The sequence below is a fragment of the Paracoccus haematequi genome, from assembly GCF_900631945.1.
Taxonomy (GTDB): Bacteria; Pseudomonadota; Alphaproteobacteria; order Rhodobacterales; family Rhodobacteraceae; genus Paracoccus; species Paracoccus haematequi_A.
This window is the reverse complement of the sequence record NZ_UZWE01000022.1, coordinates 1-21,667: the sequence shown is the minus strand read 5'-3', so window position 1 is coordinate 21,667 and position 21,667 is coordinate 1. Positions and strand designations below refer to the sequence as shown.

The 21,667-nt window shown below is 69.0% G+C and carries 21 protein-coding genes; 9 read left to right on the top strand and 12 right to left on the bottom strand.

Features of this window, described 5'->3' with window-relative positions; translation table 11 throughout:
* Nucleotides 1-44 precede the first annotated feature (44 nt).
* Nucleotides 45-593 carry a DUF1003 domain-containing protein gene (locus PARHAE_RS04040; protein ID WP_126153323.1) on the bottom strand — a complete coding sequence of 183 codons (549 nt, stop codon included), beginning with the start codon at nt 591-593 and terminating at the stop codon, nt 45-47.
* 69 nt (nt 594-662) lie between these two features.
* A complete protein-coding gene (gene gltX / locus PARHAE_RS04035) occupies nt 663-1,988 on the bottom strand; it encodes a glutamate--tRNA ligase (protein ID WP_126153322.1) in 1,326 nt (441 codons plus the stop codon).
* A gap of 78 nt (nt 1,989-2,066) precedes the next feature.
* Between gltX and PARHAE_RS04030 the strand changes: the two genes are divergently transcribed.
* The 3 genes from PARHAE_RS04030 (at nt 2,067) to PARHAE_RS04020 (ending at nt 5,596) form a co-directional block, all read left to right on the top strand.
* Nucleotides 2,067-2,474 (top strand): metallopeptidase family protein, encoded by a 408-nt coding sequence (locus PARHAE_RS04030; protein WP_126153321.1) that lies wholly within the window; start codon nt 2,067-2,069, stop codon nt 2,472-2,474.
* Nucleotides 2,474-3,424, top strand: a complete 951-nt coding sequence (locus PARHAE_RS04025) for a 1-phosphofructokinase family hexose kinase (RefSeq protein WP_126153408.1) — start codon at nt 2,474-2,476, stop codon at nt 3,422-3,424. The genes PARHAE_RS04030 and PARHAE_RS04025 overlap by 1 nt, the downstream gene beginning before the upstream one ends.
* Before the next feature lie 147 nt (nt 3,425-3,571).
* The gene (locus tag PARHAE_RS04020; protein ID WP_241232660.1) at nt 3,572-5,596 is read left to right on the top strand and encodes a TonB-dependent receptor domain-containing protein; all 2,025 of its coding nucleotides are present in this window, start codon (nt 3,572-3,574) and stop codon (nt 5,594-5,596) included.
* A 64-nt stretch (nt 5,597-5,660) separates the two neighbouring features.
* On the opposite strand, the gene PARHAE_RS04015 is transcribed toward PARHAE_RS04020, so the two are convergent.
* The gene (locus tag PARHAE_RS04015) at nt 5,661-5,987 is read right to left on the bottom strand and encodes a DUF6280 family protein (protein ID WP_042251710.1); all 327 of its coding nucleotides are present in this window, start codon (nt 5,985-5,987) and stop codon (nt 5,661-5,663) included.
* A gap of 350 nt (nt 5,988-6,337) precedes the next feature.
* Between PARHAE_RS04015 and efp the strand changes: the two genes are divergently transcribed.
* Both efp and PARHAE_RS04005 read left to right on the top strand, forming a co-directional pair.
* Entirely contained in the window at nt 6,338-6,901 is a 564-nt protein-coding gene (efp, locus tag PARHAE_RS04010; RefSeq protein ID WP_126153320.1) for an elongation factor P, read from the top strand.
* Nucleotides 6,902-6,966: 65 nt separating this feature from the next.
* Nucleotides 6,967-7,527: an MOSC domain-containing protein gene (locus PARHAE_RS04005; RefSeq protein ID WP_126153319.1), complete on the top strand. Its 561-nt coding sequence runs from the start codon at nt 6,967-6,969 to the stop codon at nt 7,525-7,527.
* Here PARHAE_RS04005 and ygfZ read toward each other — a convergent pair.
* Both ygfZ and PARHAE_RS03995 read right to left on the bottom strand, forming a co-directional pair.
* On the bottom strand, nt 7,524-8,243 hold the full coding sequence (gene ygfZ / locus PARHAE_RS04000; protein WP_126153318.1) for a CAF17-like 4Fe-4S cluster assembly/insertion protein YgfZ: 720 nt from the start codon (nt 8,241-8,243) through the stop codon (nt 7,524-7,526). The two genes, PARHAE_RS04005 and ygfZ, sit on opposite strands and share 4 nt — an antisense overlap.
* Entirely contained in the window at nt 8,240-9,907 is a 1,668-nt protein-coding gene (locus PARHAE_RS03995; RefSeq protein WP_126153406.1) for an ABC transporter ATP-binding protein, read from the bottom strand. Before PARHAE_RS03995 ends, ygfZ begins: the two co-directional genes overlap by 4 nt.
* A 232-nt stretch (nt 9,908-10,139) precedes the next feature.
* Between PARHAE_RS03995 and PARHAE_RS03990 the strand changes: the two genes are divergently transcribed.
* A complete protein-coding gene (locus PARHAE_RS03990; protein WP_126153405.1) occupies nt 10,140-11,312 on the top strand; it encodes a pyridoxal-phosphate-dependent aminotransferase family protein in 1,173 nt (390 codons plus the stop codon).
* A 12-nt stretch (nt 11,313-11,324) separates the two neighbouring features.
* Here the strand turns inward: PARHAE_RS03990 and copM are convergent, their stop codons facing one another.
* The 3 genes from copM to PARHAE_RS03975 all read right to left on the bottom strand — a co-directional run bounded on the left by copM (nt 11,325) and on the right by PARHAE_RS03975 (nt 13,632).
* On the bottom strand, nt 11,325-11,687 hold the full coding sequence (copM, locus tag PARHAE_RS03985; RefSeq protein ID WP_126153317.1) for a CopM family metallochaperone: 363 nt from the start codon (nt 11,685-11,687) through the stop codon (nt 11,325-11,327).
* A 90-nt stretch (nt 11,688-11,777) separates the two neighbouring features.
* On the bottom strand, nt 11,778-12,377 hold the full coding sequence (gene rsmD, locus PARHAE_RS03980) for a 16S rRNA (guanine(966)-N(2))-methyltransferase RsmD (protein WP_277600642.1): 600 nt from the start codon (nt 12,375-12,377) through the stop codon (nt 11,778-11,780).
* Between the two features lie 52 nt (nt 12,378-12,429).
* On the bottom strand, nt 12,430-13,632 hold the full coding sequence (locus tag PARHAE_RS03975; RefSeq protein WP_126153315.1) for an NAD(P)/FAD-dependent oxidoreductase: 1,203 nt from the start codon (nt 13,630-13,632) through the stop codon (nt 12,430-12,432).
* 88 nt (nt 13,633-13,720) lie between these two features.
* Here PARHAE_RS03975 and PARHAE_RS03970 point away from each other — a divergent pair, with 88 nt between their 5' ends.
* On the top strand, nt 13,721-14,206 hold the full coding sequence (locus tag PARHAE_RS03970; RefSeq protein ID WP_126153314.1) for a peroxiredoxin: 486 nt from the start codon (nt 13,721-13,723) through the stop codon (nt 14,204-14,206).
* 27 nt (nt 14,207-14,233) lie between these two features.
* Here PARHAE_RS03970 and PARHAE_RS03965 read toward each other — a convergent pair whose 3' ends face one another.
* From PARHAE_RS03965 to PARHAE_RS03950, 4 genes are all read right to left on the bottom strand, one after another.
* On the bottom strand, nt 14,234-15,361 hold the full coding sequence (locus PARHAE_RS03965; protein ID WP_126153313.1) for a GNAT family N-acetyltransferase: 1,128 nt from the start codon (nt 15,359-15,361) through the stop codon (nt 14,234-14,236).
* 118 nt (nt 15,362-15,479) lie between these two features.
* A complete protein-coding gene (locus PARHAE_RS03960; RefSeq protein ID WP_126153312.1) occupies nt 15,480-16,229 on the bottom strand; it encodes a glycerophosphodiester phosphodiesterase family protein in 750 nt (249 codons plus the stop codon).
* Nucleotides 16,229-16,684, bottom strand: a complete 456-nt coding sequence (locus PARHAE_RS03955; RefSeq protein WP_126153311.1) for a RidA family protein — start codon at nt 16,682-16,684, stop codon at nt 16,229-16,231. Before PARHAE_RS03955 ends, PARHAE_RS03960 begins: the two co-directional genes overlap by 1 nt.
* 56 nt (nt 16,685-16,740) lie before the next feature.
* Nucleotides 16,741-20,193, bottom strand: coding sequence for a chromosome segregation SMC family protein (locus PARHAE_RS03950; protein WP_126153310.1), 3,453 nt, complete (start codon nt 20,191-20,193; stop codon nt 16,741-16,743).
* A 129-nt stretch (nt 20,194-20,322) separates the two neighbouring features.
* Here PARHAE_RS03950 and PARHAE_RS03945 point away from each other — a divergent pair, with 129 nt between their 5' ends.
* Together PARHAE_RS03945 and PARHAE_RS03940 are read left to right on the top strand one after the other, a co-directional pair.
* Nucleotides 20,323-20,703 carry a CidA/LrgA family protein gene (locus PARHAE_RS03945; RefSeq protein ID WP_126153309.1) on the top strand — a complete coding sequence of 127 codons (381 nt, stop codon included), beginning with the start codon at nt 20,323-20,325 and terminating at the stop codon, nt 20,701-20,703.
* The gene (locus PARHAE_RS03940) at nt 20,696-21,412 is read left to right on the top strand and encodes an LrgB family protein (RefSeq protein WP_126153308.1); all 717 of its coding nucleotides are present in this window, start codon (nt 20,696-20,698) and stop codon (nt 21,410-21,412) included. The genes PARHAE_RS03945 and PARHAE_RS03940 overlap by 8 nt, the downstream gene beginning before the upstream one ends.
* Nucleotides 21,413-21,667 lie beyond the last annotated feature (255 nt).

Here is a 21,667-nt window from a genome sequence, read left to right as displayed (position 1 = left end):
GCGGGGGGCGTCAAGCGGTTTTCGCGACAATCCGAAGGGCGGCGTCAGTCGCCCCCCTCCAGTCGGCGCAGGGCCTTGGACAGCATGTCAAGCTGGGCCTGCTGCTGGGCGATCAGATGGGCAAGCTGGTCGCTGCGCAGCTGGTCCAGCTTCTCGTGCAGCGCCATGATTTCCAGTTCGGCCTTCAGGTTCACCTCGTAATCGTGGACGGCGGCCAGGCGGTCCTTCTGAGCCTGGCGGTTCTGGCTCATCATGATGATCGGGGCCTGGAAGGCGGCCAGCATCGACAGGATCAGGTTCAGGAAGATGAACGGATAGGGATCGAAGCCCGCCCGGCCCAGGGTCAGGTTCAGCAGGCACCACAGGACCAGAAAGGACGCGAAGATCAGGATGAAGGTCCAGGAACCGCCGAAACTGGCCACCCGGTCGGCAAGCCGCGCCCCCAGCCCGTCGTCAGAGGGCACCGTCGTGTCGCGGCTGATGGTCCGGCGCTGGCCCAGATAGTCCAGCACCCGCCGTTCGGTCCCGGCCAGCGAGGCGAGGTCGCGGCCCAGCCAGCGTTTCACGGCATCGGTCGCGTGTTGGTCCTGCATGATCGGCTCCTGCGCTGTGGATCACGCGCAGGAAGCATCGCGGGCGGGGATCAGGCAAGCCCCGGCGGATCAGCCGCGCGCCTTGACCACCTGCAACAGCGGCATGACCTGGGCCATGTCCGGTCCGTGGGCCTGGCCGGTGACGGCCTTGCGCAGCGGCATGAACAGGCCCTTGCCCTTGCGGCCGGTGGCCTCTTTCACGGCGGCCGTCCATTCGCCCCAGGTCGCGTCCGTATAGGGCGGCGGCGGAAGAAGCGGCATGGCCTGGGCGATGAAATCGGCATCCTCGGGGTCGATCTGCGGTTCGGCCCCCTGGCTGAAGATCGCCCACCAGGGGCCCAGGTCGTCCAGCGTCGTGATGTTCTGGGACGCCACCGACCAGAACCGTTCCGCCAGATCGGCGGGCACGCCAAGCGCCGCGATCCGGTCGCGCACCGCGTCGAAGGGCAACGCCTGGTTCCTTTCGCGGGTCAGCGGCCACAGATCCTCGGCGTCGAATTTCGTGGGCGAGGCGCCGAATTGCGACAGGTCGAACCCTTCGGCCAGATCGTCCAGCGTCAGCTTCAGTTCGACCGGCTGGCTGGAGCCGAGGCGCGCCATCATCGACAGCAGCGCCTCGGGGGCGACCCCCGCGTCGCGCAGGTCGCGGATCGACAGGGCGCCGATGCGCTTGGACAGTTCCTCGCCCTGCGCGCCGGTCAGCAGGCTGTGATGGGCGAAGGCGGGCGGCACGCCGCCAAGCGCGCGGATGATCTGGATCTGCGTCGCGGTATTGGTCACATGGTCGGCGCCGCGCACGATATGCGTCACCGCCATGTCCACGTCATCGACCGAGGATGCGAAGGTATACAGCACCTGCCCATCCGCGCGGATCAGCACCGGATCCGACACGCTGGCCGCGTCGATCGAGATGTCGCCCAGAATACCGTCGGTCCATTCGATCCGCTCCTGATCCAGCTTGAAGCGCCAATAGCCCTCGCGCCCCTCGGCCCGCAGGCGGTCGCGGTCGGCATCCGACAGCGCCAGCCCGGCCCGGTCATAGACCGGCGGGCGCCCCATGTTCAGCTGCTTCTTGCGCTTCAGATCCAGTTCGGTCGGGGTCTCGAACACTTCGTACAGGCGCCCGGACGCGCGCAACTGACCGGCGGCCTCGGCATAGCGGTCCAGGCGCGCCGACTGGCGTTCCACGCGGTCCCAGTGCAGGCCCAGCCATTCCAGGTCGCGCTTGATGCCGTCGGCATATTCTTCCTTGGACCGTTCCTGATCGGTATCGTCCAGCCGCAGGATGAAGGTGCCGCCCGCCTTTCGCGCGATCAGAAAGTTGAACAGCGCGGTCCGCAGGTTGCCGACATGGATATGGCCGGTGGGCGACGGGGCGAAGCGGGTGGTGGTCATGGCAGGTCTCCTGTTCGCCTTGCTCTTTCACACGCAGCGATTCTTGTCCATATCAGGGCCACCATGCAGGAGACGCGGATGACCGACTGGAACAACCTGACCGCCCCCGATGCGGCCCGGATCGAGGCGATGGCGCGCGACGCCATGGCCGCCCTGCCCCCGGAATTCGCGACCCATGCCCAGGACATCGCCATCCGCGTGGCCGAATTCGCGCCCGAGGATGTGCTGGACGAATTGCAGATCGACGATCCGTTCGAACTGACCGGCATCTATGACGGCGTTCCCGTGACGGAAAAGTCGGTGTCCGACCAGCCAGGCCAGCCCGATATCATCTGGCTGTACCGCCGCCCGCTGCTGGACGAATGGGCGGCGCGCGGCAATGTCACCCTGGCCGAACTGGTCGGCCATGTCGTCACGCACGAGATGGCGCATCACTTCGGCTGGTCGGACGACGACATCGCCAGCATCGACCGGTGGTGGGAATGATGCCGCAGGCACCGATCCTGACGGTCACGCTGAACCCGGCCCTGGATCTGTCCACGGCGGCGGACGAGGTGCGCCCCGAACTGAAGCTGCGCTGCGACAAGCCGGTGGTCGATCCGGGCGGCGGCGGCATCAATGTCAGCCGCGCGATCAAGCATATGGGCGGGCAATCCACGGCGATGGTCGCCCTGGGCGGGGCGACCGGCTCGCGCATCGCCGACATGCTGAAAGCGGACGGGCTGTCGCTGGTCCGCCTGACCGCGCCGGGCGAGACGCGGCAATCGCTGGCCGTCACCGACCGCGCGACCGGCGGGCAATACCGCTTCGTCCTGCCCGGCCCGGAATGGCACAAGGCCCATGTCGCCGACATGACCCAGGCGATCGCCGAGGCCGCGCGCGCGGGCGGCTGGGTGGTGGTGTCGGGGTCCAACCCGCCCGGCGTGCCCGCGGGGTTCGAACAGATGCTGACCGTCCGGCTGAAGAACAGCGGCGCGAAACTGCTGGTCGACACCTCGGGCGAGGCGTTGCGGGTGCTGGCGGGGTCGTCCACCCCCGTGGACGTGCTGCGCATGGACAGCCACGAGGCCGAGGATCTGGCGGGCCGCCCCCTCCCCTCGCGCGAGGACAGCGCGGGCTTCGCGGCCGGGCTGGTCAAGGACGGCGCGGCGCGGTCGGTGATCGTGGCGCGCGGGGCCGACGGGTCGGTCATCGCCGGCCCGGACGGTGCCTGGCACGCGGCGGCGGCGCGGGTCAAGGTGGTCAGCGCGGTCGGCGCGGGCGACAGCTTCGTGGCGGGCTTCGTGCTGGCCATGGCGCGGGACTGGCCGGTCCCCGAGGCCCTGGCCCTGGGCGCGGCGGCCGCATCGGCGGCGGTCATGACGCCCGCCACCGAACTGTGCCACGCCGCCGATGTGGACCGTTTCTATGCGGAACGGATCATCACGCGGCTTTGACAACGCCCGGTTGTCTGTGGCTTTTCGGCCAACAGGCGGCGCCGGATCGGCCTGCCGCGCTTTCGCAGCCCGGCCTTTGGTCCTATGATCCATGGCTCGTGCCAGCATTCCGCAAGCCCCTGACCCCTTTCTGAACAGGAGCTTGCCTTGCGACGCCCTTCCCCAATCGCCGCGCTGATGTGCGGCGCAGCCTTCGCGTTTCCGACCGCCGTTCTGGCGCAGGATGCCGCCGCCCCGGTGGTGCTGGATAGCATCACCTTGCAAAGCAAACGCGACGTGGCGACCGACACCGCCACGCCCGTCACCGCCATCGACCAGCGGGAAATCGACGACCGCCAGGCCGGAACCATCGCCGAACTGATCGATTCGGTGCCCGGCGTCACGCTGATGAACGGCAACACGCCCGGCGGGTCGGGCATCAACATCCGCGGCTTCGGCGCGACCGGCACCTATGGCACCGACCAGATGGTGCTGATCCAGGTCGACGGCGCCACCCAGGGGTCCGAGGAACTGTATCGCATCGGCACCCAGCTTTATACCGACCCCGCCCTGTATAAAGAGGTCGAGGTGCAGCGCGGCACCGTCGGCAGCTTCGAATACGGATCCGGCGTGGTCGGCGGCCTGGTACGGCTGCGCACCAAGGACGCGTCCGATTTCACCGGCCGCCGGATCGGCTGGGCAGGGCGCCAGACCTTTGAATTCACCACGAACGGCGACGGCATCACCTCGTCCTCGATCCTGGCCTGGCAGCCGACCGAGGATCTGGAATTCCTGGCCCAGTATGTGCGGCGCAAGCAGGACGCGCAGGACGACGGCGCGGGCGATCCCATCGGGGCCGAGCCGTTCGACCTGCCCTCGGTTCTGGTCAAGGGCAAATACAGCTTCGGCGCGGCGCGCGACCATTCTGTCACCCTGTCGTGGAACGACACGAAGATGGCCGAACGGGACGTGCCCTACGACCAGTTCGCGGTGTCCGACAGCACCTTCGGCCGGGTGGACCGCGACATCGACACGCGGACGGCGATCCTGGAATATGAATACGATCCCGACAACCCGCTGATCCATGTGACGGCGAATCTCAGCCATGCCGACCAGCAGATCGACAGCAGCTACATTCCCGGCAGTTCGTCGATGGAGGGGACGCCCGCCTGGCCGATGTTCGCGGGCAGCGTGCTGGGGCTGGCCAATGCCGATCACCGCTACAAGACGACCAAGCTGACCGTCAAGAACACCGCCGCCTTCCGGACCGGCGGCTTTTCCCACGACCTGCGCGCCGGGTTCGAGGTGGTCCGCAAGACCCGCGCCGAGGCGTCGTCGGCCCCCGGCGGCACGGATCGCCGCTGGGCGGTCTTCGCGGTCGACGACATCACGGCGGGCGGGCTGACCGTCTCGCCCGCGCTGCGCTATGAATCGCAGGATCTGACGCGCGACGGCGGGGCGAACACGGCGTCCAACCCCCAGACCGACTTCGACAACGAGGCGGTGATGGGCGGGCTGTCGCTGCGCTATGCCTTCGGCGACGGTTTCGCGGTGTTCGGCAGCGCGGCCTATACCGAGAACCTGCCGATCCTGGACGATTTCAACAATGCGCCGTACATGAAGCAGCCGCAGAAGGCGCGGACCTGGGAACTGGGCGCGTCCTATGACGGCCGGGATCTGCTGGGCGGCGGCGACCGGCTGGCGCTGAAGGCCAACCTGTTTCAGACCGATGTCTGGGACGTGACCTCGTATTCCGGCATCGGCGAAGTCGAAATGAAGGGGCTGGAGGTCGAGACCGCCTACAGCATGGCCAGCGGCCTGTATGTCGATCTCAACGCGACCTGGACCGAAGGCGACGCAAGGGCAACCGCCGGCGCCTCGGAATACTGGGACTATGCGCCCGCCGACCGGCTGCGCCTGACTCTGGGTCAGCATGTGACCGATGAACTGGATCTCAGCTGGGAAGCCGTTGCCGCGGCCCGGATGGACCGGGTGAACGCCCCCACCGAAGAGGCGGCGGGCCACACGATCCACAACCTGCGCGCCACCTATCGGCCCCAGACCGGCGTGCTGGAAGGCGCCGAATTGCGCGTGGGGATCGAGAACGTGTTCGACAAGGACTATCGGCCCTGGCTGGCGACCCGGAAGGCGCCCGGCCGCAACATCAAGCTGACGCTGGCCAAAAGCTTCTGAACGACCCCTCCGACAACGGAAAAGCCGCCCGGTGGGCGGCTTTTTCACGGCATGGGAAGAACCGTCAGGCGGCTTCGGCTTCCTCGGCCTCGGCGGCCATGCGGCGTTCGCTTTCCTCGCGCGACAGCGCGACCGAGGTGCGCACGCCCTTCGACACGAATTCCATCAGCCCCTTCACGACGCGTTCGTTCGGGTCGATGCCAGCACAGGACAGAACCTCGCGCCCGTCGCGCGACCGCGCCCAGCGGGCGATCTGTTCCGGTCCGTTGCCATATTTCTTGTCGTCTGCAATAGCATCATCAAGCGCCGCCAACACAACCGCGGCAAAAAGCTTGCGGGCCCGCTGGCCCTGCTCAAAATTGAAAGCCGATCCGTCGACAAAATCGCGCATACCATTCGTCCATATTCAAGGCTGCAACAGTAAGCAGCTGCGTGGGGGGCATCATGCCGACCCATCATTCTTGTTTCCGTTTCTCTGACGGTGCCGCTGCTTAGCGCGGAACGACGCCGATTCGATATTCCCCTGACCGCATATCACCCATGCACATAATGCATGTCGTGTAAAAATCAGGTGAAATCTGGCTTTGCAGCTTGCGATTGGCACCGTTCCGCCCAGGTCTGTGCCTTGACAACACCGCAAAACCCTTTTGGTTGCCTCCTTCCGAAGGTACCGATATAGGGGCCGCACAGCGCCGTTCAACGATGAACGGTGGGAATTTCCCGAACCTCAAAGAGTTTTCCATGCCCAAGATCAACGGCAACGAAATCCGCCCCGGCAATGTGCTGGAGCATGACGGCGGCCTGTGGGCCGCCGTGAAGGTCAGCCATGTCAAGCCCGGCAAGGGCGGCGCCTTCGCCCAGGTCGAACTGAAGAACCTGCGCGACGGCCGCAAGCTGAACGAACGCTTCCGGTCCGAGGACAAGGTGGAACAGGTCCGGCTGGAACAGAAGGACCAGCAATTCCTGTATGAATCCGACGGCAAGCTGGTCTTCATGGACAGCGAGACCTTCGAGCAGACCGAACTGGACGCCGACCTGCTGGGTGATCGTCGCCCCTTCCTGCAGGACGGCATGACCGCCACCATCGAATATTACGGCGACGAGGCGCTGTCGGTGTCGATCCCGCAGAAGGTCACCTGCACCGTGTCGGAAACCGAGCCTGTGGTGAAGGGCCAGACCGCCGCCAACAGCTACAAGCCCGCGATCCTGGACAACGGCGTGCGCATCATGATCCCGCCCTTCGTGGGCGAGGGCGAGAAGATCGTCGTCAACACCGAGGTCTTCGAATACAGCGAACGGGCCTGACGCGCCCTGCCGCCCTTGGCGCCCCGGCCTGTCCGGGGCGTTTTCCTGTCCGGGACGAACCGCCGATGACGACTGCCGCCCACGCCACGGCCGAGGATCTGGCCCGCGCCCTGCCCCATGTCCTGGCCGCTCCCAAGGACGACGCGCGGGTGGAATGGCTGTGCTTCCGTCCCGGCTTCAACCAACGGACCTTTCCCGACCGCCTGACCCTCACCCGCGCCCAGGGCGTTCCCGGCGAACGCTGGCTGACGATGCCCTGGCTGAAGCTGGCGGACGGATCGCCTGACCCGCGCATCCAGGTCTCGATCCTGCCGCGCCGGGTGATGGACGCGGTCTGGCTGGACCGCCGGAACACGCCCCATCCCGGCGACACCATCGTCTGCGACCTTGACCTGTCGCTGGAAAACCTGCCGGTGGACAGCCTGTTGCAGGCGGGAACGGCGGTCCTGCGCGTGTCGGACGTGTTCAACGACGGCTGCGTGAAATGGAAGGTCCGCTATGGCAAGCCCGCCAAGGACTGGATCGTGGCCCCCGGCCATCCCGACCTGCGCCTGCGCGGCATCCTGTGTTCGATCGAACGGGACGGAGAGATCGCCCTGGGCGACCCGATCCGCAAACTGCGTTAATCCGGGAACAGCCGCGCCGCGCCCGCCTGCATGCCGGGCCCTAGGCGATCGAACCGCACATGCGCCAGGGCGTGGCCGCCCGACTGGGTGAACAGGGTGCCCACCTCGCGCCCGTCCGCCGCGATGGGCGTGCCGACCGGCGCCGAACCCTCGATCCGCAGGCGTGTCAGGCCCTTGCGCAGCTCGGTCTTGTGCTTCATGCGGGCCGTCACCTCTTGCCCGACATAGCAGCCCTTGCGGAAATCGACGCCGTGCAGCCGCTCGAACCCGGCTTCCAGGATGAAGGTCTCGTTCGGGATCAGTTCGACCAGGGTTTCCGGGATCGCATGCTGGACCCGGATGGCGTCGAAATCGGTGCCGTCGTCGCCCGTCCCGCCATACAGCCGCCAGCCGAGCGCCGGATGCCGGGGATCGGGGATCGCGCCGTCCGGGACCGGGCCGGTGCCGCGCGCGACAGCCATGCCGGTCGCCTCCAGCGTCACGCGGGATCGCAGCTTGTACATCGAAAGCCGCCGCATCAGGTCGTCGGCCAGCCGGGCGTCCACGTCGATCAGCAGCGCGTCGCCATCCGGCACGATCAGGAAATCGGCCAGGTACTTGCCCTGCGGCGTCAGCAGCGCGGCCCAGCAGGGCGCGCGGGCCACATCGTTGCTGACCAGTCCTTGCAGGAAGGGGACGCGGTCCTCTCCGGTGATGCGGATGATCTGGCGGGTCATTGGCGTTCTCCGAATTGCAGCGCGACAAGGCGGGCATAGGCGCCGCCCTGGGCGATCAACTGGTCATGGCTGCCCTGTTCGACAACCCTGCCCTGTTCGATCACGACGATCTTGTCGGCATTGCGGATGGTCGACAGCCGGTGCGCGATGACCAGCGTGGTCCGACCCTGCGACAGGGTTTCCAGCGCGTCCTGGACCAGCCGTTCGCTGGCGGTGTCCAGCGCGCTTGTCGCCTCGTCCAGCAGCAGCACGGGGGCATCGCGCAGGATGGCGCGGGCTATGGCGATCCGCTGGCGCTGCCCGCCCGACAAGGCCGACCCGCGCGGCCCGGCGCGGCTGTCCAGCCCGCCCGGCAGGGCGGCGACGAAATCGCTGACATGGGCCGCCTCCATTGCGCGCAGCAGCGCCGCATCGTCCGCGCCGGGCCGCCCCATCAGGATATTGTCGCGCAGCGTTTCGTCGAACAGCGCCGAATCCTGCGCCACGGTCGAGAATTGGTCGCGCAGCACCCCCAGGTCGAAATCCTGCACCGGAACGCCGCCCAGCGTCACGCCGCCCCGGTCGGGATCGACCATCCGGGTCAGCAGGTTGAAGACCGTGGACTTGCCCGCCCCCGACGGCCCGACAAGCGCGGTGGTCCGGCCCGCCTCGGCGGTGAAGTCCAGGCCGCGAAGGACCGGCTTGTCGTCATAGGACAGCCACACGTCCTGGAACCGGATCCCGGTATCGGCGGGCGGCTGGACGCGCGGTCCCGACAGGATGCGCGGACGGGTGTCCAGCACCTGATAGATCCGTTCCAGGCTGGCGGCGGCGGTCTGCCAGGTGCCCGCCAGCGCGCCCAGCCTGCGCATCGGCTGGAAAGCCAGGGCAAGCGCGGTGAAGAAGGACATGAAGTCGCCGATGCTGCGCTGGCCCTCCATCACCTCGCGCCCGCCCAGGGCGAGGACGGCGACGAAGCCGATGCCGGTCACGATGTCGGTCAGGGCGGGGACCAGGCTGCCCATCGCGGCGACCTTGACCTCGGCCTGGCGGATGCGGGCCACGATCTCGGCGAAGCGGCGGGTCTGGTCGGCCTCGGCCCGGTTCAGCTTGATGGATGCGATGCCGTGCATCACCTCGTCCAGGCGGGTGGCGCGGGCGCTGGCATTGGCGCGGTTCTGGCGCACCTTGCGGCGGATATAGCGCTGCACCATCGCGGCGGGCAGGATCAGGATCGGCGCCCCGACCAGCGCGGCCACCGTCCAGGCCGGGTCGATGCTGACCGCCACCGCGAACAGCATCACCAGAGAGATCGCGTCCCGTGTGGCGCTTGTGATCAGCGTCGCCCAGACGCCCTGGACGGCGATGGTGTCGCCCTGGATCCGCTCGATCATGGCGCCGGGGGGGTTGGCCTGGAAGAACCGCCCGTCCAGGGTCATGATATGCGCCAGCAGGTCGCCCTGCATGGTGGTCGAAATCCCCAGCGAGATGCGCGACAGCAGCGACCGGCTGGCGATCAGCGTCACCGCGCGCAGCAGGAAGATCGCCATGATCGCCCCGCCGACCCACCAGATCGCGCCCTCCTCGCGGCCCACGAAAACCCGGTCGAACAGCGGCTTCAGCATCCACGAGATCAGCGCCAGCGTAGACCCCTCTGCCGTCATCAGCAGGAAGGCCCCGATCATCGGGCCGCGATGGATGCGCAGGTAGTCGGCCCAAAACCGGCGCAGCAGGCGGGTGGCGCTGGGATGCGGGGTCGGGGATGCTGTCACGGGCGGGGGCGCCTTTCGTTCCGGGGACGGTGCCAGCCTTAGCGCGACCCGGACCATGGCGGCAAGGCGAAGGCGGCAAGAGGCGTTGACCTTCGCCCGCGCGGGGACTAGCGATTTTGCAGGATGTGAAGGACAGATGAACGCCATGAGCCTTGCCGCTGGTCGCCCCGTGATCGCCATTCCCGGCCCCTCACCCGTGCCGGACCGGGTGCTGCGCGCCGCCCATCGCGCCTCGCCCGACATCTATGGCGACGACCTTGCGGATCTGAACCTGGCCGTGATGACGCAGCTGAAGCGGCTGGCGGGCACCCAGGGGCATCTGGCCCCCTATATCGGCAACGGCCATGCCGCATGGGAGGCCGCGGGCGCCAACCTGTTCAACCCCGGCGACCAGGCCCTGGTGCTGAGCTCGGGGCATTTCGGGCGGTCCTGGGGCCAGCAGATGGAACAGATGGGCGTGGCGGTGGAACGGCTGGACTTCGGCAGCCTGCCCGCCGATCCCGACCGGCTGGCGGACCGGCTGGCGCGGGACACGGCGGGCGCCATCAAGGCGGTGATGGTCTGCCAGATCGACACGGCGACCGGCGTGATGGCCGACATTCCGGCGCTGCGCGACGCCATGGGCGATCACCCGGCCCTGCTGGTGGTGGACGCCATCGCGTCGCTGGGCTGCGCGCCGATGATGATGGACGACTGGGGCGTGGACGTGCTGATCTCGGCCAGCCAGAAGGGCCTGATGTGCCCGCCCGGCACCTGCTTCGTGTGGTATTCCGACAAGGCCGCCGCGCGCGGTCGCACCGGCCTGACGACCCCCTATTGGGACTGGCACGCCCGCGCCGGGGCCGAGGCGCTGTGGCGGTTCTGGGGCGGAACGCCCCCGGTCCAGCAGATCTTCGCCCTGGACGAGGCGCTGCGGATGATCCTGGACGAGGAAGGGCTGTTCGCCGTCTGGGCGCGCCATGCGGCCCTGGCCCGCGCCGTCTGGGCCGCCGTGGACGCCTGGGGCGAGGGCGGCACGGGCATCCGGCTGTCGGTCGAGGATCCGATGGCGCGCGCGTCCTCTGTCACGGCGATGGTCGTGCCGGGGGCGGATGCCCTGCGCGCCTGGACGGCGGCGCATTGCGGGGTGACGCTGGGCATCGGCCTGGGCGCCGAGCAGCCGGAAAACGCCTTGCGGGTGGCGCATATGGGCCACGCCAATGCCGGGATGATCCTGGCCGCGCTTGGCGCGATGCAGGCGGGCATGGCGGCGCTTGGCATCCCGCACGGTCCGGGCGGCCTCGACGCCGCCGCGCGGGTGCTTGCGGAACCGGCGTAAGGGGGCGGTTCCCTATTCCGCCTGCCCGTGTTCCTTCAGCCAGTCCTGCATCATCTGGATTTCGGCTTCCTGCGCGGTGATGACCTCTTCGGCCAGCTTGCGGATTTCGGGGTCGTCGCCGTGTTCCAGCACCACCTTGGCCATGTCGATGGCGCCCTGGTGATGCGGGATCATGCCGCGCACGAAATCGACATCGGCGTCGCCGGTCGAATCCATCGGCATGTCGCTGTGCATCTTTTCCATCGCTGATTGATAAGCGGCCGCGGCGCCGTCCTGCGCGGCGTGGCCCGCGTGGTCGTCCTGGGCATAGGCGCCCCAGGCCAGAGCGAACAGGATCGGGGACAGGCCAAGGCCCCGGCGGATGGATGCGGTCATCGAAACCTCCTTCGCGATGTGCCCGCGCAGGCTGGCGCAAATCGCGGCGGGACGGAAGCGGGCGGCCTTCACTTCCCCGGCACCGCGACCCTATGTCCCAGCCTGTGCCGTTGCCAGGCGGGCCAGCGTCACCAGCGTGTCGCCATAGCGCCGCTGGTCGATCTGAACCAGCGGCGCAGGGATCAGGGGCGGGCGGCTTTCCTCCCACACCACCACGGCGCCGGGGGCCAGCCAGCCGCCGGCCAGGGCCGAGGCGATGGCGCGTTCGCCAAGCCCCTGCGCATAGGGCGGATCCAGGAAGACCAGATCGAAGGGGGCATCGCGGTTGGCCCCCAGCCGCGCCGCGTCCTGGCGCAGCAGCGTGGCCGCGCCCTCCATGCGCGCCTTGGCGACATTGCTGCGGATCAACGCCTGCGCCTTGGCGCCGTCGTCGACGAAGGTGGCGTGGGCGGCACCGCGCGACAGCGCCTCCAGCCCCAGGGCGCCGGTACCCGAGAACAGATCCAACGCCCGCGCGCCTGGGACCGGGTTGCCGTGGGTGCCGTTGACCAGCAGGTTGAAGATCGATTCCCGCACCCGGTCGGTGGTGGGGCGCAGATGGGCGGCGGCGTCGCCCGCGCCCATCTCGGCCAGCTTGAGGCCGCGCAGGCTGCCGCCGACGATCCTCATGCTTGCGTCCCGCGATGGCAGGGGGCGCTTCGCCCCCCTGACCCCCCGAGGATATTTAGGCACAGAAGATGGCTCATGCGAGCAGGGCCTTGAGGTCGGTCGCCGTGGCGATGGCGTCGGGGGCGGGGCTGCGACCCGACTCGATCAGGCGCTTGCCGATCATGTAGGCGCGCGCGTCGTTCAGCGCATCGACGGCGATCAGGCGGCCGTCGCGGAAATACCAGACGGAACCGCCATGCCGGCCGTCGCCGGGCCGCGTGACGATCCGGTCATGGCCGGTGCCCAGACCGGCGATCTGCAACTTGGCGTCGAACTGGTCGGACCAGAACCAGGGCTTGGGCTGATAGGGCGTGTCCGCGCCCAGGATGTTGTCGGCCACCGCCTCGGCCATGTCGATGGCATTGCCGACGCTTTCCAGCCGCAGGCGGCCACCCTGCCAGGGAAAGCTGGCGCAATCGCCCGCCGCCCAGATCGCCGGGTCCGAGGTTCGGCCAAGCGCATCGGTGGCGATGCCGTTGTCCAACGCCAGCCCGGCGGTCTGCGCCAGATCCGTTTCCGGCAGCACGCCGATGCCGGTGACGATCAGGTCGGCGGGCAATTCGCGCCCATCGGTCAGCGCGACGCCGGTCGCCCGATCGCTGCCGGTGATGCGGGAAATGCCGGTGCCCTCCAGGATCCGCACCCCATGCGCCAGATGCAGGGCGCGGATCATGTCCGCCGTTTCCGCCGCGGCGACCCGGCCCAGGATGCGGGGCGCGGCCTCGATCAGCGTGATGGACAGATCCAGCTTGCGGGCGACGGCCGCTGCCTCCAGCCCGATATAGCCGCCGCCGATGACGATCAGGCGGCGGCCCGGCCGCATCTGCGGGGCCAGAGCGTCCACATCGGCCAGGCTGCGGATCACATGGACGCCGGGCAGATCGCCCCCCATGACGGCGGGCAGGCGGCGGGCATGGGCGCCTGTCGTCAGGGCCAAGGCGTCATAGGCCGCTTCGCCCCGGTCGGTCGCCACCACCCGCCGCGCGGCGTCGACGGCCCGCGCGGTTTCGCCAAGCCGCAGGGCGATGCGCTGATCCCGCCACCAGTCGTCCCCCCGAAGCACCAGCCGATCCAGCCCCATCTGCCCCAGCAGATAGGCCTTGGACAGCGGCGGGCGCTGATAGGGGGCGGCGGGTTCGGCACCGATCACCACGATCTCGCCGTCATGCCCCTTGGCCCGCAGCCGCGCCGCCATGGACGCCGCCGCCTGCCCTGCCCCCACGATCACGATCCTCATGGCCGTCCCTGCCCCTTGCGGCCTGCTGGCCTGTCCTGGGACCGCACCCTATAGTCGCCGCGAATCCGTTGCAATTCAGGAGGACCACATGACCATCACCGTCAGAGACAAGCTGCCTGCGGGCAAGCTGCTGCGCGTCGGCGCCAATGGCCCCGAGGCAGTGGACACCGCCGATCTGTCCCAGGGCCGCGTCGCGCTGTTCGGCGTGCCGGGCGCCTTCACCGGAACCTGCACCAACGCGCATATGCCCAGCTTCGTGCGCAGCGCCGACGCGTTCCGCGACAAGGGCGTCGGCCGGATCGTCTGCCTGACTGTGAACGACCCCTTCGTGGCCGATGCCTGGGCCAAGTCCACCGGCGCGGACAAGGCGGGGATCGAAGTTCTGGCCGATGCCGACGGCAGCCTGACCAAGGCCCTGGGCCTGGACTTCGACGCGCCTCCGGCCGGGCTTTTCGGCCGCTGTAAGCGGTTCGCCGCCCTGCTGAAGGACGGCGTCTTCGAGGTGATCGAGATCGAGGACAGCCCCGGCCAGTGCAGCGTCAGCGCGGGCGAGGCGCTGCTGGAAAAAGTCTGAGCCTGGCGACCGGCGGGCGACTGCCGGTTAGCCCTTCCGGAACGGCGTGAAATCTGCCAGGGCCTCGATCTCGGCGCCCATCGCGCCGCGTTCGCGGTCCAGGTAATCGGCCAAGGCGCGTAGGAACCCTTCGTCGGCGACCCAGTGCAGCGAATGGGTGGCGACGGGCTCGTACCCCCGCGCCAGCTTGTGTTCGCCCTGCGCCCCGGCCTCGACCCGCGACAGGCCGCGCGCGATGGCCATGTCGATGGCCTGGTGATAGCACAGTTCGAAATGCAGGAAGGGGTGGTCCTCGACACAGCCCCAGTAGCGGCCATAGATCGCGTCCGGCCCCAGGAAGTTCAGCGCCCCGGCGACCGGCTGTCCGTCGCGTTCGGCCAGAACCAGCAGGATATCGTCGCGCATGGTCTGGTGCAGGCAATCGAAAAAGGCCCGCGTCAGATAGGGTCGTCCCCATTTGCGGCTGCCGGTGTCCTGATAGAAGGCCCAGAAGGCGTCCCAGTGATGCGGCTTCAGGTCATCCCCGGTCAGGTGCCGGATGGTGCCGCCGAAGGCCTGCGCGCGGGCGCGTTCCTTGCGCAGCTCCTTGCGCTTGCGCGACGACAGCGCACTCAGGAAGTCGTCATAGCTTCCATAGCCCCGGTTCAGCCAGTGGAACTGCTGGGTCACACGGGGCAGAAAGCCGATCTCGCCCCCGGCCTGCGCCTCGGCCTCGGTGCAGAAGGTGACATGGACGCCGGACGCCCCGCCGCGTTCGGCCAGCCGCGTCATCCCGGCCAGCAGCGATTGCCGCATGGCGGGGGCGCGCGTCAGCAGCCGGGCGCCGGTCACAGGGGTAAATGGCACGGCGGCCTGCAATTTCGGATAATAGCTGCCGCCCGCGCGCGTATAGGCCTCGGCCCAGGCGTGGTCGAAGATGTATTCGCCCTGGCTGTGCGACTTGGCGTAAAGCGGCGCGGCGGCGACCACCTGGCCGTCCTCCTCCAGCGTCACATGCAGGGGCTGCCAGCCCGTTCCCCGCCCGACCGAACCGGAGTCTTCCAACGCCCGCAGGAAGCGATGCGTGGTGAAGGGGTTGCCGTCGCCCAGCCCGTCCCAGGTGTCAGCCGGAATCGCGGTGATCGAGGAATGGTTGGACAGGGTCAGCGCGCTCATGCCCGCAAGCTAGGGGCTTGGGTCAGGTTTGTCAGCCGCCGCCCCCTCACAATCGCGCAGGTTTTTCACCTTTGTCCAAATATCCCACAGGGGGTCCGGGGGACGTGAAGTCCCCCGGTCAACCCGTCGGGCGATAGCCTTCGAAAGTAATATTCTGCGCCACCTGGCGGGCCAAGGCCTCCTCCTCGGCACTGCGGATGGTCCAGGACAGGACCGGCACGCCCTGCGCCTTCAGCGCATCGACGCGCGGATTGGCAAGATCGGCCTTGTCATGGGAAATGAAGCAGGCGCCGCTGCGGTCGAAATCGTCGATATCGGCCATGCGGCGCAGGGTGTCCGGGGCGATGCCCGGCCAGTCGTCCGGGTCGAAGCCGCAGGTGGTCAGGCCGACCGGAATGTCGGGAGAGATCCGGTGGAAGGCCTCGACCACATGCGGGTTGAAGGACATGACCGCGACGGGACCGTCATAGCCCTGCACCTCCTGCGCCACGCGGCGGTGCAGGTCGCCGATCTGCGGACCCAGGCGCATGTCCTGGTCCTTGATCTCGATCAGCAGGGGCACCCGGCCCGCGACCAGATCCAGGAACTGCCGCAGGGTCGGGACCGGCTGGTCGCCGCCCAGCAGGCGCAGCCCGGCCAGCGATGCGGAATCGAGCGCCGCGATGAACCCGTCCCGCCCCGTCAGGCGGCGCAGGTCATAGTCGTGAAACACCACCGCCTCTGCCCCGGCGGGCTGGATGTCCAGTTCGATCGCATAGCCCGCGTCGACAGCGGCCTGGGCGGCGGCCAGGCTGTTTTCGGGAATGCCGGGGCCGTGCAGGCCACGATGGGCGATCGGCCGGGTCAGGAAGGCGGCGGGCAACGCCATCAGGCGATCTCGAAGATGGCTTCGATCTCGACCGCGACGCCCAGGGGCAGCGCGGGGGCGGATACGGCGGCGCGGGCGTGGCGGCCGGCATCGCCGAACACCTCGACCATCAGGTCCGAGCAGCCGTTGACGACCTTGGGCTGGTCGGTGAAATCGGGGGTCGAGTTCACGAAGCCGGTCAGCTTCACCACCCGGCGCACCCGGTCCAGATCACCTATGGCGGCCTTCAACTGCGCGATCAGCGACAGCCCGCAGCGGCGCGCGGCGGCGGCACCGTCCTCGACCGACATGCCGTCGCCCAGACGGCCCTTGATCAGCCCATTGTCGTCCTGGCTGATCTGGCCCGAGACGAAGATCAGGTTGCCCGACTGCACGAAGGGCACATAGTTCGCGGCGGGCGCGGGCGCTGCGGGAAGGGTGATGCCCTTCTGGGCCAGGGTGGCTTCGATGCTCATCGCGGTCTCCTTGCTTGTTGCTTGCGGATTCGCGGCGCACCCTAACCCGCCCCCGGTCACGCGACCAGAGCCTCGGCGCGTTTCAGATCCACGCTGACAAGCTGGCTGACGCCCTGTTCGACCATGGTGACGCCGAACAGCCGGTCCATCCGCGACATCGTGACGGCATGGTGGGTGATGATCAGGAAGCGCGTGTCGGTGCGGCGCGTCATCTCGTCCAGCAGGTCGCAGAAGCGGCTGACATTGGCGTCGTCAAGGGGCGCGTCAACCTCGTCCAGAACGCAGATCGGCGCGGGATTGGCCAGGAAGACGGCGAAGATCAGCGCCATGGCGGTCAGGGTCTGTTCGCCCCCCGACAGCAGCGACAGGGTGGACAGCTTCTTGCCCGGCGGCTGGCACAGGATCTCCAGCCCCGCGTCCAGCGGATCGTCGGATTCGACCAGCACCAGCCGCGCCTCGCCGCCGCCGAACAGGGTGGTGAACAGGGTGGTGAAATTCGCGTTCACCGTGTCGAAGGCCGCCAGCAGCCGTTCGCGGCCTTCCCGGTTCAGGCTGCCGATGCCCGCGCGCAGCTTGCGGATCGCTTCTTCCAGATCGGCCTTCTCGGCCGCCAGGCGGTCGCGTTCGGCCTCAAGCTCCCGCTTGTCGTCGTCGGCGCGCAGGTTGACGGCGCCAAGACCGTCGCGCTGTGTGCGCAACCGAGCGATCTGATCCTCCAGCACGGCGGCGGGGGTTTCGGTCGCAGCCTGCCCCAACGAAGCCAGCAGCATCTGCGGCGTGGTCTCCGCCTCTTCCAGGATGCGGATCCGGGCGGCGGCCTCGGCGTCGCGGGCCGCCTCGGTGCGGGCCTCGCGCATGGCGCGGGCCTCACGCGCCTCGGAGGCCAGCCGCTCGGCCTCGCGCTCGGCATGGGCGGCGGCGCGGGCCGCGTCCTCGGCCACCGACAACGCGTCGCGGGCGGCGGACAGGCGGGCCTGCGCATCGTCCTCGCGGCTCCGCAGGCTGGCGCGGCGTTCGGCCAACAGTGCGGGCTGGGCCTCGGCATCGGCCAGTTCGGCCATCGCGGCATCGCGCCGCGCGATCAGTTCGGACGCGCGGGTGCCTGCCTGTTGCAGCCGCAGGGTCCAGCCGGATTCCTCCTTGGCGATCTCTTGCAGGCGCTTGGTTCGCGCATTGGCCTCGCGCTTCAATTCGTCCAGGGCGGCGCGGCGGGCCATGGTGGCGATCCGCGCGGCCTCGACCCCGGTGCGAGCGTGCTCCAGGGCCATGGCCGCATCGCCCCGGTCGGGCAGGTCGGCCAGGGCGGCCTCGGCCTGCGCCAGCCGCCCCCGCGCATCGCCCGCATCGGCGCGGTGCCGCGCCAGCTCCGCCGCCGCAGCCTCGGCCCGGCTGCGGGCCATGGAAAGGTTGGATTCCGCCCGCGTCAGGGCGCGCGCGGCGTCGGACAACTGCCGTTCGGCATCGCGGCGGGCGTCGCGGGCGGATTTCTCGACGACGGTCGCCTCGGCCAGGGCCGCACGGGCATCCTCGTGCCGTTCGACGGCGTGGGCGGCCCGAGCCTCGGCGCACGCGGCCTGATCTGCCAGTTCCGCCAGCCGGTTCACCTGTTGCAGATGCAGCGCGGCGGCCGAGGACGCCTCGCCCGCCATCACCCGCATTCCGTCCCAGCGGAACAGATCGCCCGCAGGCGTCACCAGGCGCTGACCGGGCCGCAAGCCGGGCTGCATCGCCGCGCCCGTCGCTGCGTCGCTGACCAGCCCCACCTGAGACAGCCTGCGCGCCAGGGCGGCCGGCCCGGCGACATGCGGAGACAGCGGCGCCGCGCCATCCGGCAAGGGCTGCGGATCGTCCCAACCGGCCAGCATGTGCCAGCCGCTTTCGCCATCCGCCGCAAGGCCCGCCCGCAGGTCGTCGCCAAAGGCCGCGCCGAAGGCGACCTCATGGCCCTTGGCGACCGTCACCTGATCCAGGACCGCCCTGCCCCCGGAACCGCCGCGTTCCACCAGCTTGCGCAAGGCGGCCATCTCGGCGGCCAAGGCGCTGGATTCGCCCTCGGCCTCGGCCCGCGCGATACGGGCGGCGGCTTCCACGGCTTCGGCCTCGGCCCGCGAGGCTTCGGCCCCGGCAAGCGCGTCCTCGGCGGCCTCGGCGCGGGCGGCGGCGGCGTCCTGCGCCTGTTCGGCCCCGGCAAGCGCCTGTTGGGCGGCCGCCCCGGCCTCGGCGGCGCGGTCGGCAAGGGCCTGCGCCTCGGCGGCGGCGCGGTCGGATCGGTCCAGCATGGCGCGCAAATCCGCAACCAACCGTTCCGCCGACTGGTGCCGCGCGGCAAGGCGCGCAGCCTCGTCCGTCAGTTCCGCCAGCCGCGCCTCGATCTCTCGCAGCGCCTCGGCGGCCTCGTCCGCGGCATGGGCGGCGGCGTCCAGGCGCGCGTCATGGCCCTGCCCGGCCTTGTCCAGTTCGGCCCGCTCCCAGGCCAGCCGTTCCACGACCTCGCCCGCGTCGCGATTCAGCGATTCCTCTCGCTCGATGTCACGGGCAAGCTGGGCAGTACGGGCTTGCAGCCCGGCGATGGCCTGGGCGGCACGAGCGTCAGCCTCGTCCAGGGCCTCGCGTTCGACGACGAGGCGCGACAGGATGGCGGCGGCGACCTGTTCTTCCTCGCGCAGGTCGGGCAACGCGGCATCCGTGGCTTCCCGCAGGGCCGCTGCCTCGCGCGACGCGGCCTCGGCGGCGCCCGCCTCGCGGATCGCCGCTGCCAGCGCCTCGGCGGCGGCCAGCCGCGCGGCCTCGGCCTCGGACCAGCGGCGGTACAGCAGCGCGCCCTCGGCCGCCCGCAGCGCCGCGCCGATCTCGCGGTATCGCGCGGCGGCACGGGCCTGCCGGGCCAGGCTGGCGGCCTGGGTGGACAACTGGTCCAGCGTGTCGTCCACCCGCGTCAGGTTGGCCTCGGCCCCGTTCAGCTTCAGTTCGGCCTCGTGGCGCCGCTGGTAAAGCCCGCTGATCCCTGCCGCTTCCTCCAGGATCCGGCGGCGCGACCGCGGCTTGGCGCTGATCAATTCGCTGATCTGCCCCTGGCGCACCAAGGCCGGGCTGTGCGCCCCTGTCGAGGCATCCGCGAACAGCATCTGCACGTCGCGCGCCCGCACGTCCTTGCCCGCGATCTTGTAGGCCGACCCCGCGTCCCGCGTGATCCGACGCACGATGTCGAAGCTGTCCTCGTCGTTGAACCCGGCGGGCGCCAGCCGGGCGCGGTTGTCGACGGTCAGCACCACCTCGGCATGGGCGCGGGCCGACCGGCGCGAGGTTCCGGCGAAGATCACGTCCTCCATCCCCTCGCCGCGCATGGCGGTGGGGCGGTTCTCGCCCATGACCCAGCGAAGCGCCTCCAGCAGGTTGGACTTGCCGCAACCGTTCGGGCCGACCACGCCGGTCAGCCCCTCGCGGATGACCAGGTCGGTCGGGTCCACGAAGCTTTTGAAGCCGTTCAGTCGCAGCCGGTCGAAGCGCAAGCGGGTTCCTTTCGTTCCACCGGGGATTGTCCTATTGCAGGCGCCCGAGTCAACTATATCTGGCGCGGCGCGATACAGTTTCCACAAGATGCGTATGGCTGGCGGGCCGATTTCCGCTAGGATCGGGGCATGATCGCCGCCCTGTCCCTGATTCTGGCCTTCCAGCTTGCCGGAGAGGCCCTGTCCCGCGCCCTGGACCTGCCGCTGCCCGGCCCCGTGGTGGGCCTGTGCCTGCTGGTCGCGGCCTGCGTGCTGCGCCCGTCCCTGGCCGACCGGCTGCGCCCCACCGCGCAGGGACTGCTGTCGCATCTGTCGCTGTTCTTCGTTCCGGCGGGCGTCGGCGTCGTGGCGCATCTGCCGGTGCTGCGCGAACACGGCATCGGGCTGGCGCTGGCGATCCTGGGATCGACGGTGCTGGCCATCGCTGCGGGGGCGCTGACCTTTCAGGCGGTGGCGCGCTGGACCGGATCTGTCGATCCCTCGGCGGTGAAGGGGGACGGCGATGGCTGATCCGCTGCTGATCTGGTCCTATCTGGCCGAAGGGCCGCTTTTGTGGTTGACCGCGACGTTGGCGGCCTATGTGATCGGCGACGCGCTGTTCCGCGCGGCGGGGCGGCAAAGCTGGGCCAACCCGGTGCTGATCGCGGTGATCCTGCTGGCGGCGCTGCTGGGGGTCACGGGCACCGGCTATGCCACCTATTTCGAGGGCGCGCAGTTCGTCCACTTCATGCTCGGCCCCGCGACGGTCTGCCTGGCGCTGCCCTTGTACGACAACCTGCCCCGCGTCCGACGCGCCGCCTGGCCGATGCTGGCGGGGCTGTGCGTCGGGTCCGGCGTGGCGATGGTGTCCGCCCTGCTGATCGCTCGCGCCTTCGGGATCTCCGGCCCGGTGCTGGCCTCCCTGGCGCCCAAGTCCACCACAGCCCCGGTCGCCATCGGCATCGCCGAACGGATCGGCGGCCAGCCCACGCTGACGGCGGCCTTGGTGCTGCTGACGGGGATCTTCGGGGCGATCGTGGTGACGCCGCTGCTGAACGTGCTGCGGGTGAAGGACTGGCGCGCGCGGGGCTTTGCCGTTGGTGTCGCTGCGCACGGGATCGGGACCGCGAGGGCGTTCCAGGTGAACGAGACGGCGGGCGCGTTCTCGGGCATCGGCATGGGGTTGAACGCGGTGCTGACGGCGGTGATTGCGCCGATTGTGGTGGGGTGGTTGGAGTAAGGGAACAATACGATTGCTCCGCATTACACATACCAGAATGACACCAAGACACAAAGCTATAAAATATTTTAAGATAATCAAATGGTTATACAATCAAACAAACCTTCCAAATGGCGCTTGAAAAAAAATTAAAATTCTTCATAATTTAGGGTGTGCTGACGTTCACCGGAGTCGGATGACGGTTGCGGCGAGAGCAATGAAGGCGCTGAAACTTTCATCAGTCTTGCAGCAGCGCATGGCGATGCCTCTGTATTC

What these genes read in the sequence shown, in the direction of transcription:
- efp (WP_126153320.1), top strand. Translation starts at nt 6,338, where the DNA reads ATGCCCAAGATCAACGGCAACGAAATCCGCCCCGGCAATGTGCTGGAG.
- PARHAE_RS03940 (WP_126153308.1), top strand. Translation starts at nt 20,696, where the DNA reads ATGGCTGATCCGCTGCTGATCTGGTCCTATCTGGCCGAAGGGCCGCTT.
- PARHAE_RS04015 (WP_042251710.1), bottom strand. Translation starts at nt 5,987, where the DNA reads ATGCGCGATTTTGTCGACGGATCGGCTTTCAATTTTGAGCAGGGCCAG.
- gltX (WP_126153322.1), bottom strand. Translation starts at nt 1,988, where the DNA reads ATGACCACCACCCGCTTCGCCCCGTCGCCCACCGGCCATATCCATGTC.
- PARHAE_RS03990 (WP_126153405.1), top strand. Translation starts at nt 10,140, where the DNA reads ATGAGCCTTGCCGCTGGTCGCCCCGTGATCGCCATTCCCGGCCCCTCA.
- PARHAE_RS04025 (WP_126153408.1), top strand. Translation starts at nt 2,474, where the DNA reads ATGCCGCAGGCACCGATCCTGACGGTCACGCTGAACCCGGCCCTGGAT.
- PARHAE_RS03965 (WP_126153313.1), bottom strand. Translation starts at nt 15,361, where the DNA reads ATGAGCGCGCTGACCCTGTCCAACCATTCCTCGATCACCGCGATTCCG.
- PARHAE_RS04030 (WP_126153321.1), top strand. Translation starts at nt 2,067, where the DNA reads ATGACCGACTGGAACAACCTGACCGCCCCCGATGCGGCCCGGATCGAG.
- copM (WP_126153317.1), bottom strand. Translation starts at nt 11,687, where the DNA reads ATGACCGCATCCATCCGCCGGGGCCTTGGCCTGTCCCCGATCCTGTTC.
- PARHAE_RS03955 (WP_126153311.1), bottom strand. Translation starts at nt 16,684, where the DNA reads ATGAGCATCGAAGCCACCCTGGCCCAGAAGGGCATCACCCTTCCCGCA.
- PARHAE_RS03975 (WP_126153315.1), bottom strand. Translation starts at nt 13,632, where the DNA reads ATGAGGATCGTGATCGTGGGGGCAGGGCAGGCGGCGGCGTCCATGGCG.
- PARHAE_RS03970 (WP_126153314.1), top strand. Translation starts at nt 13,721, where the DNA reads ATGACCATCACCGTCAGAGACAAGCTGCCTGCGGGCAAGCTGCTGCGC.
- PARHAE_RS03995 (WP_126153406.1), bottom strand. Translation starts at nt 9,907, where the DNA reads ATGATCGGGGCCTTCCTGCTGATGACGGCAGAGGGGTCTACGCTGGCG.
- PARHAE_RS04005 (WP_126153319.1), top strand. Translation starts at nt 6,967, where the DNA reads ATGACGACTGCCGCCCACGCCACGGCCGAGGATCTGGCCCGCGCCCTG.
- ygfZ (WP_126153318.1), bottom strand. Translation starts at nt 8,243, where the DNA reads ATGACCCGCCAGATCATCCGCATCACCGGAGAGGACCGCGTCCCCTTC.
- PARHAE_RS04040 (WP_126153323.1), bottom strand. Translation starts at nt 593, where the DNA reads ATGCAGGACCAACACGCGACCGATGCCGTGAAACGCTGGCTGGGCCGC.
- PARHAE_RS03960 (WP_126153312.1), bottom strand. Translation starts at nt 16,229, where the DNA reads ATGGCGTTGCCCGCCGCCTTCCTGACCCGGCCGATCGCCCATCGTGGC.
- PARHAE_RS03945 (WP_126153309.1), top strand. Translation starts at nt 20,323, where the DNA reads ATGATCGCCGCCCTGTCCCTGATTCTGGCCTTCCAGCTTGCCGGAGAG.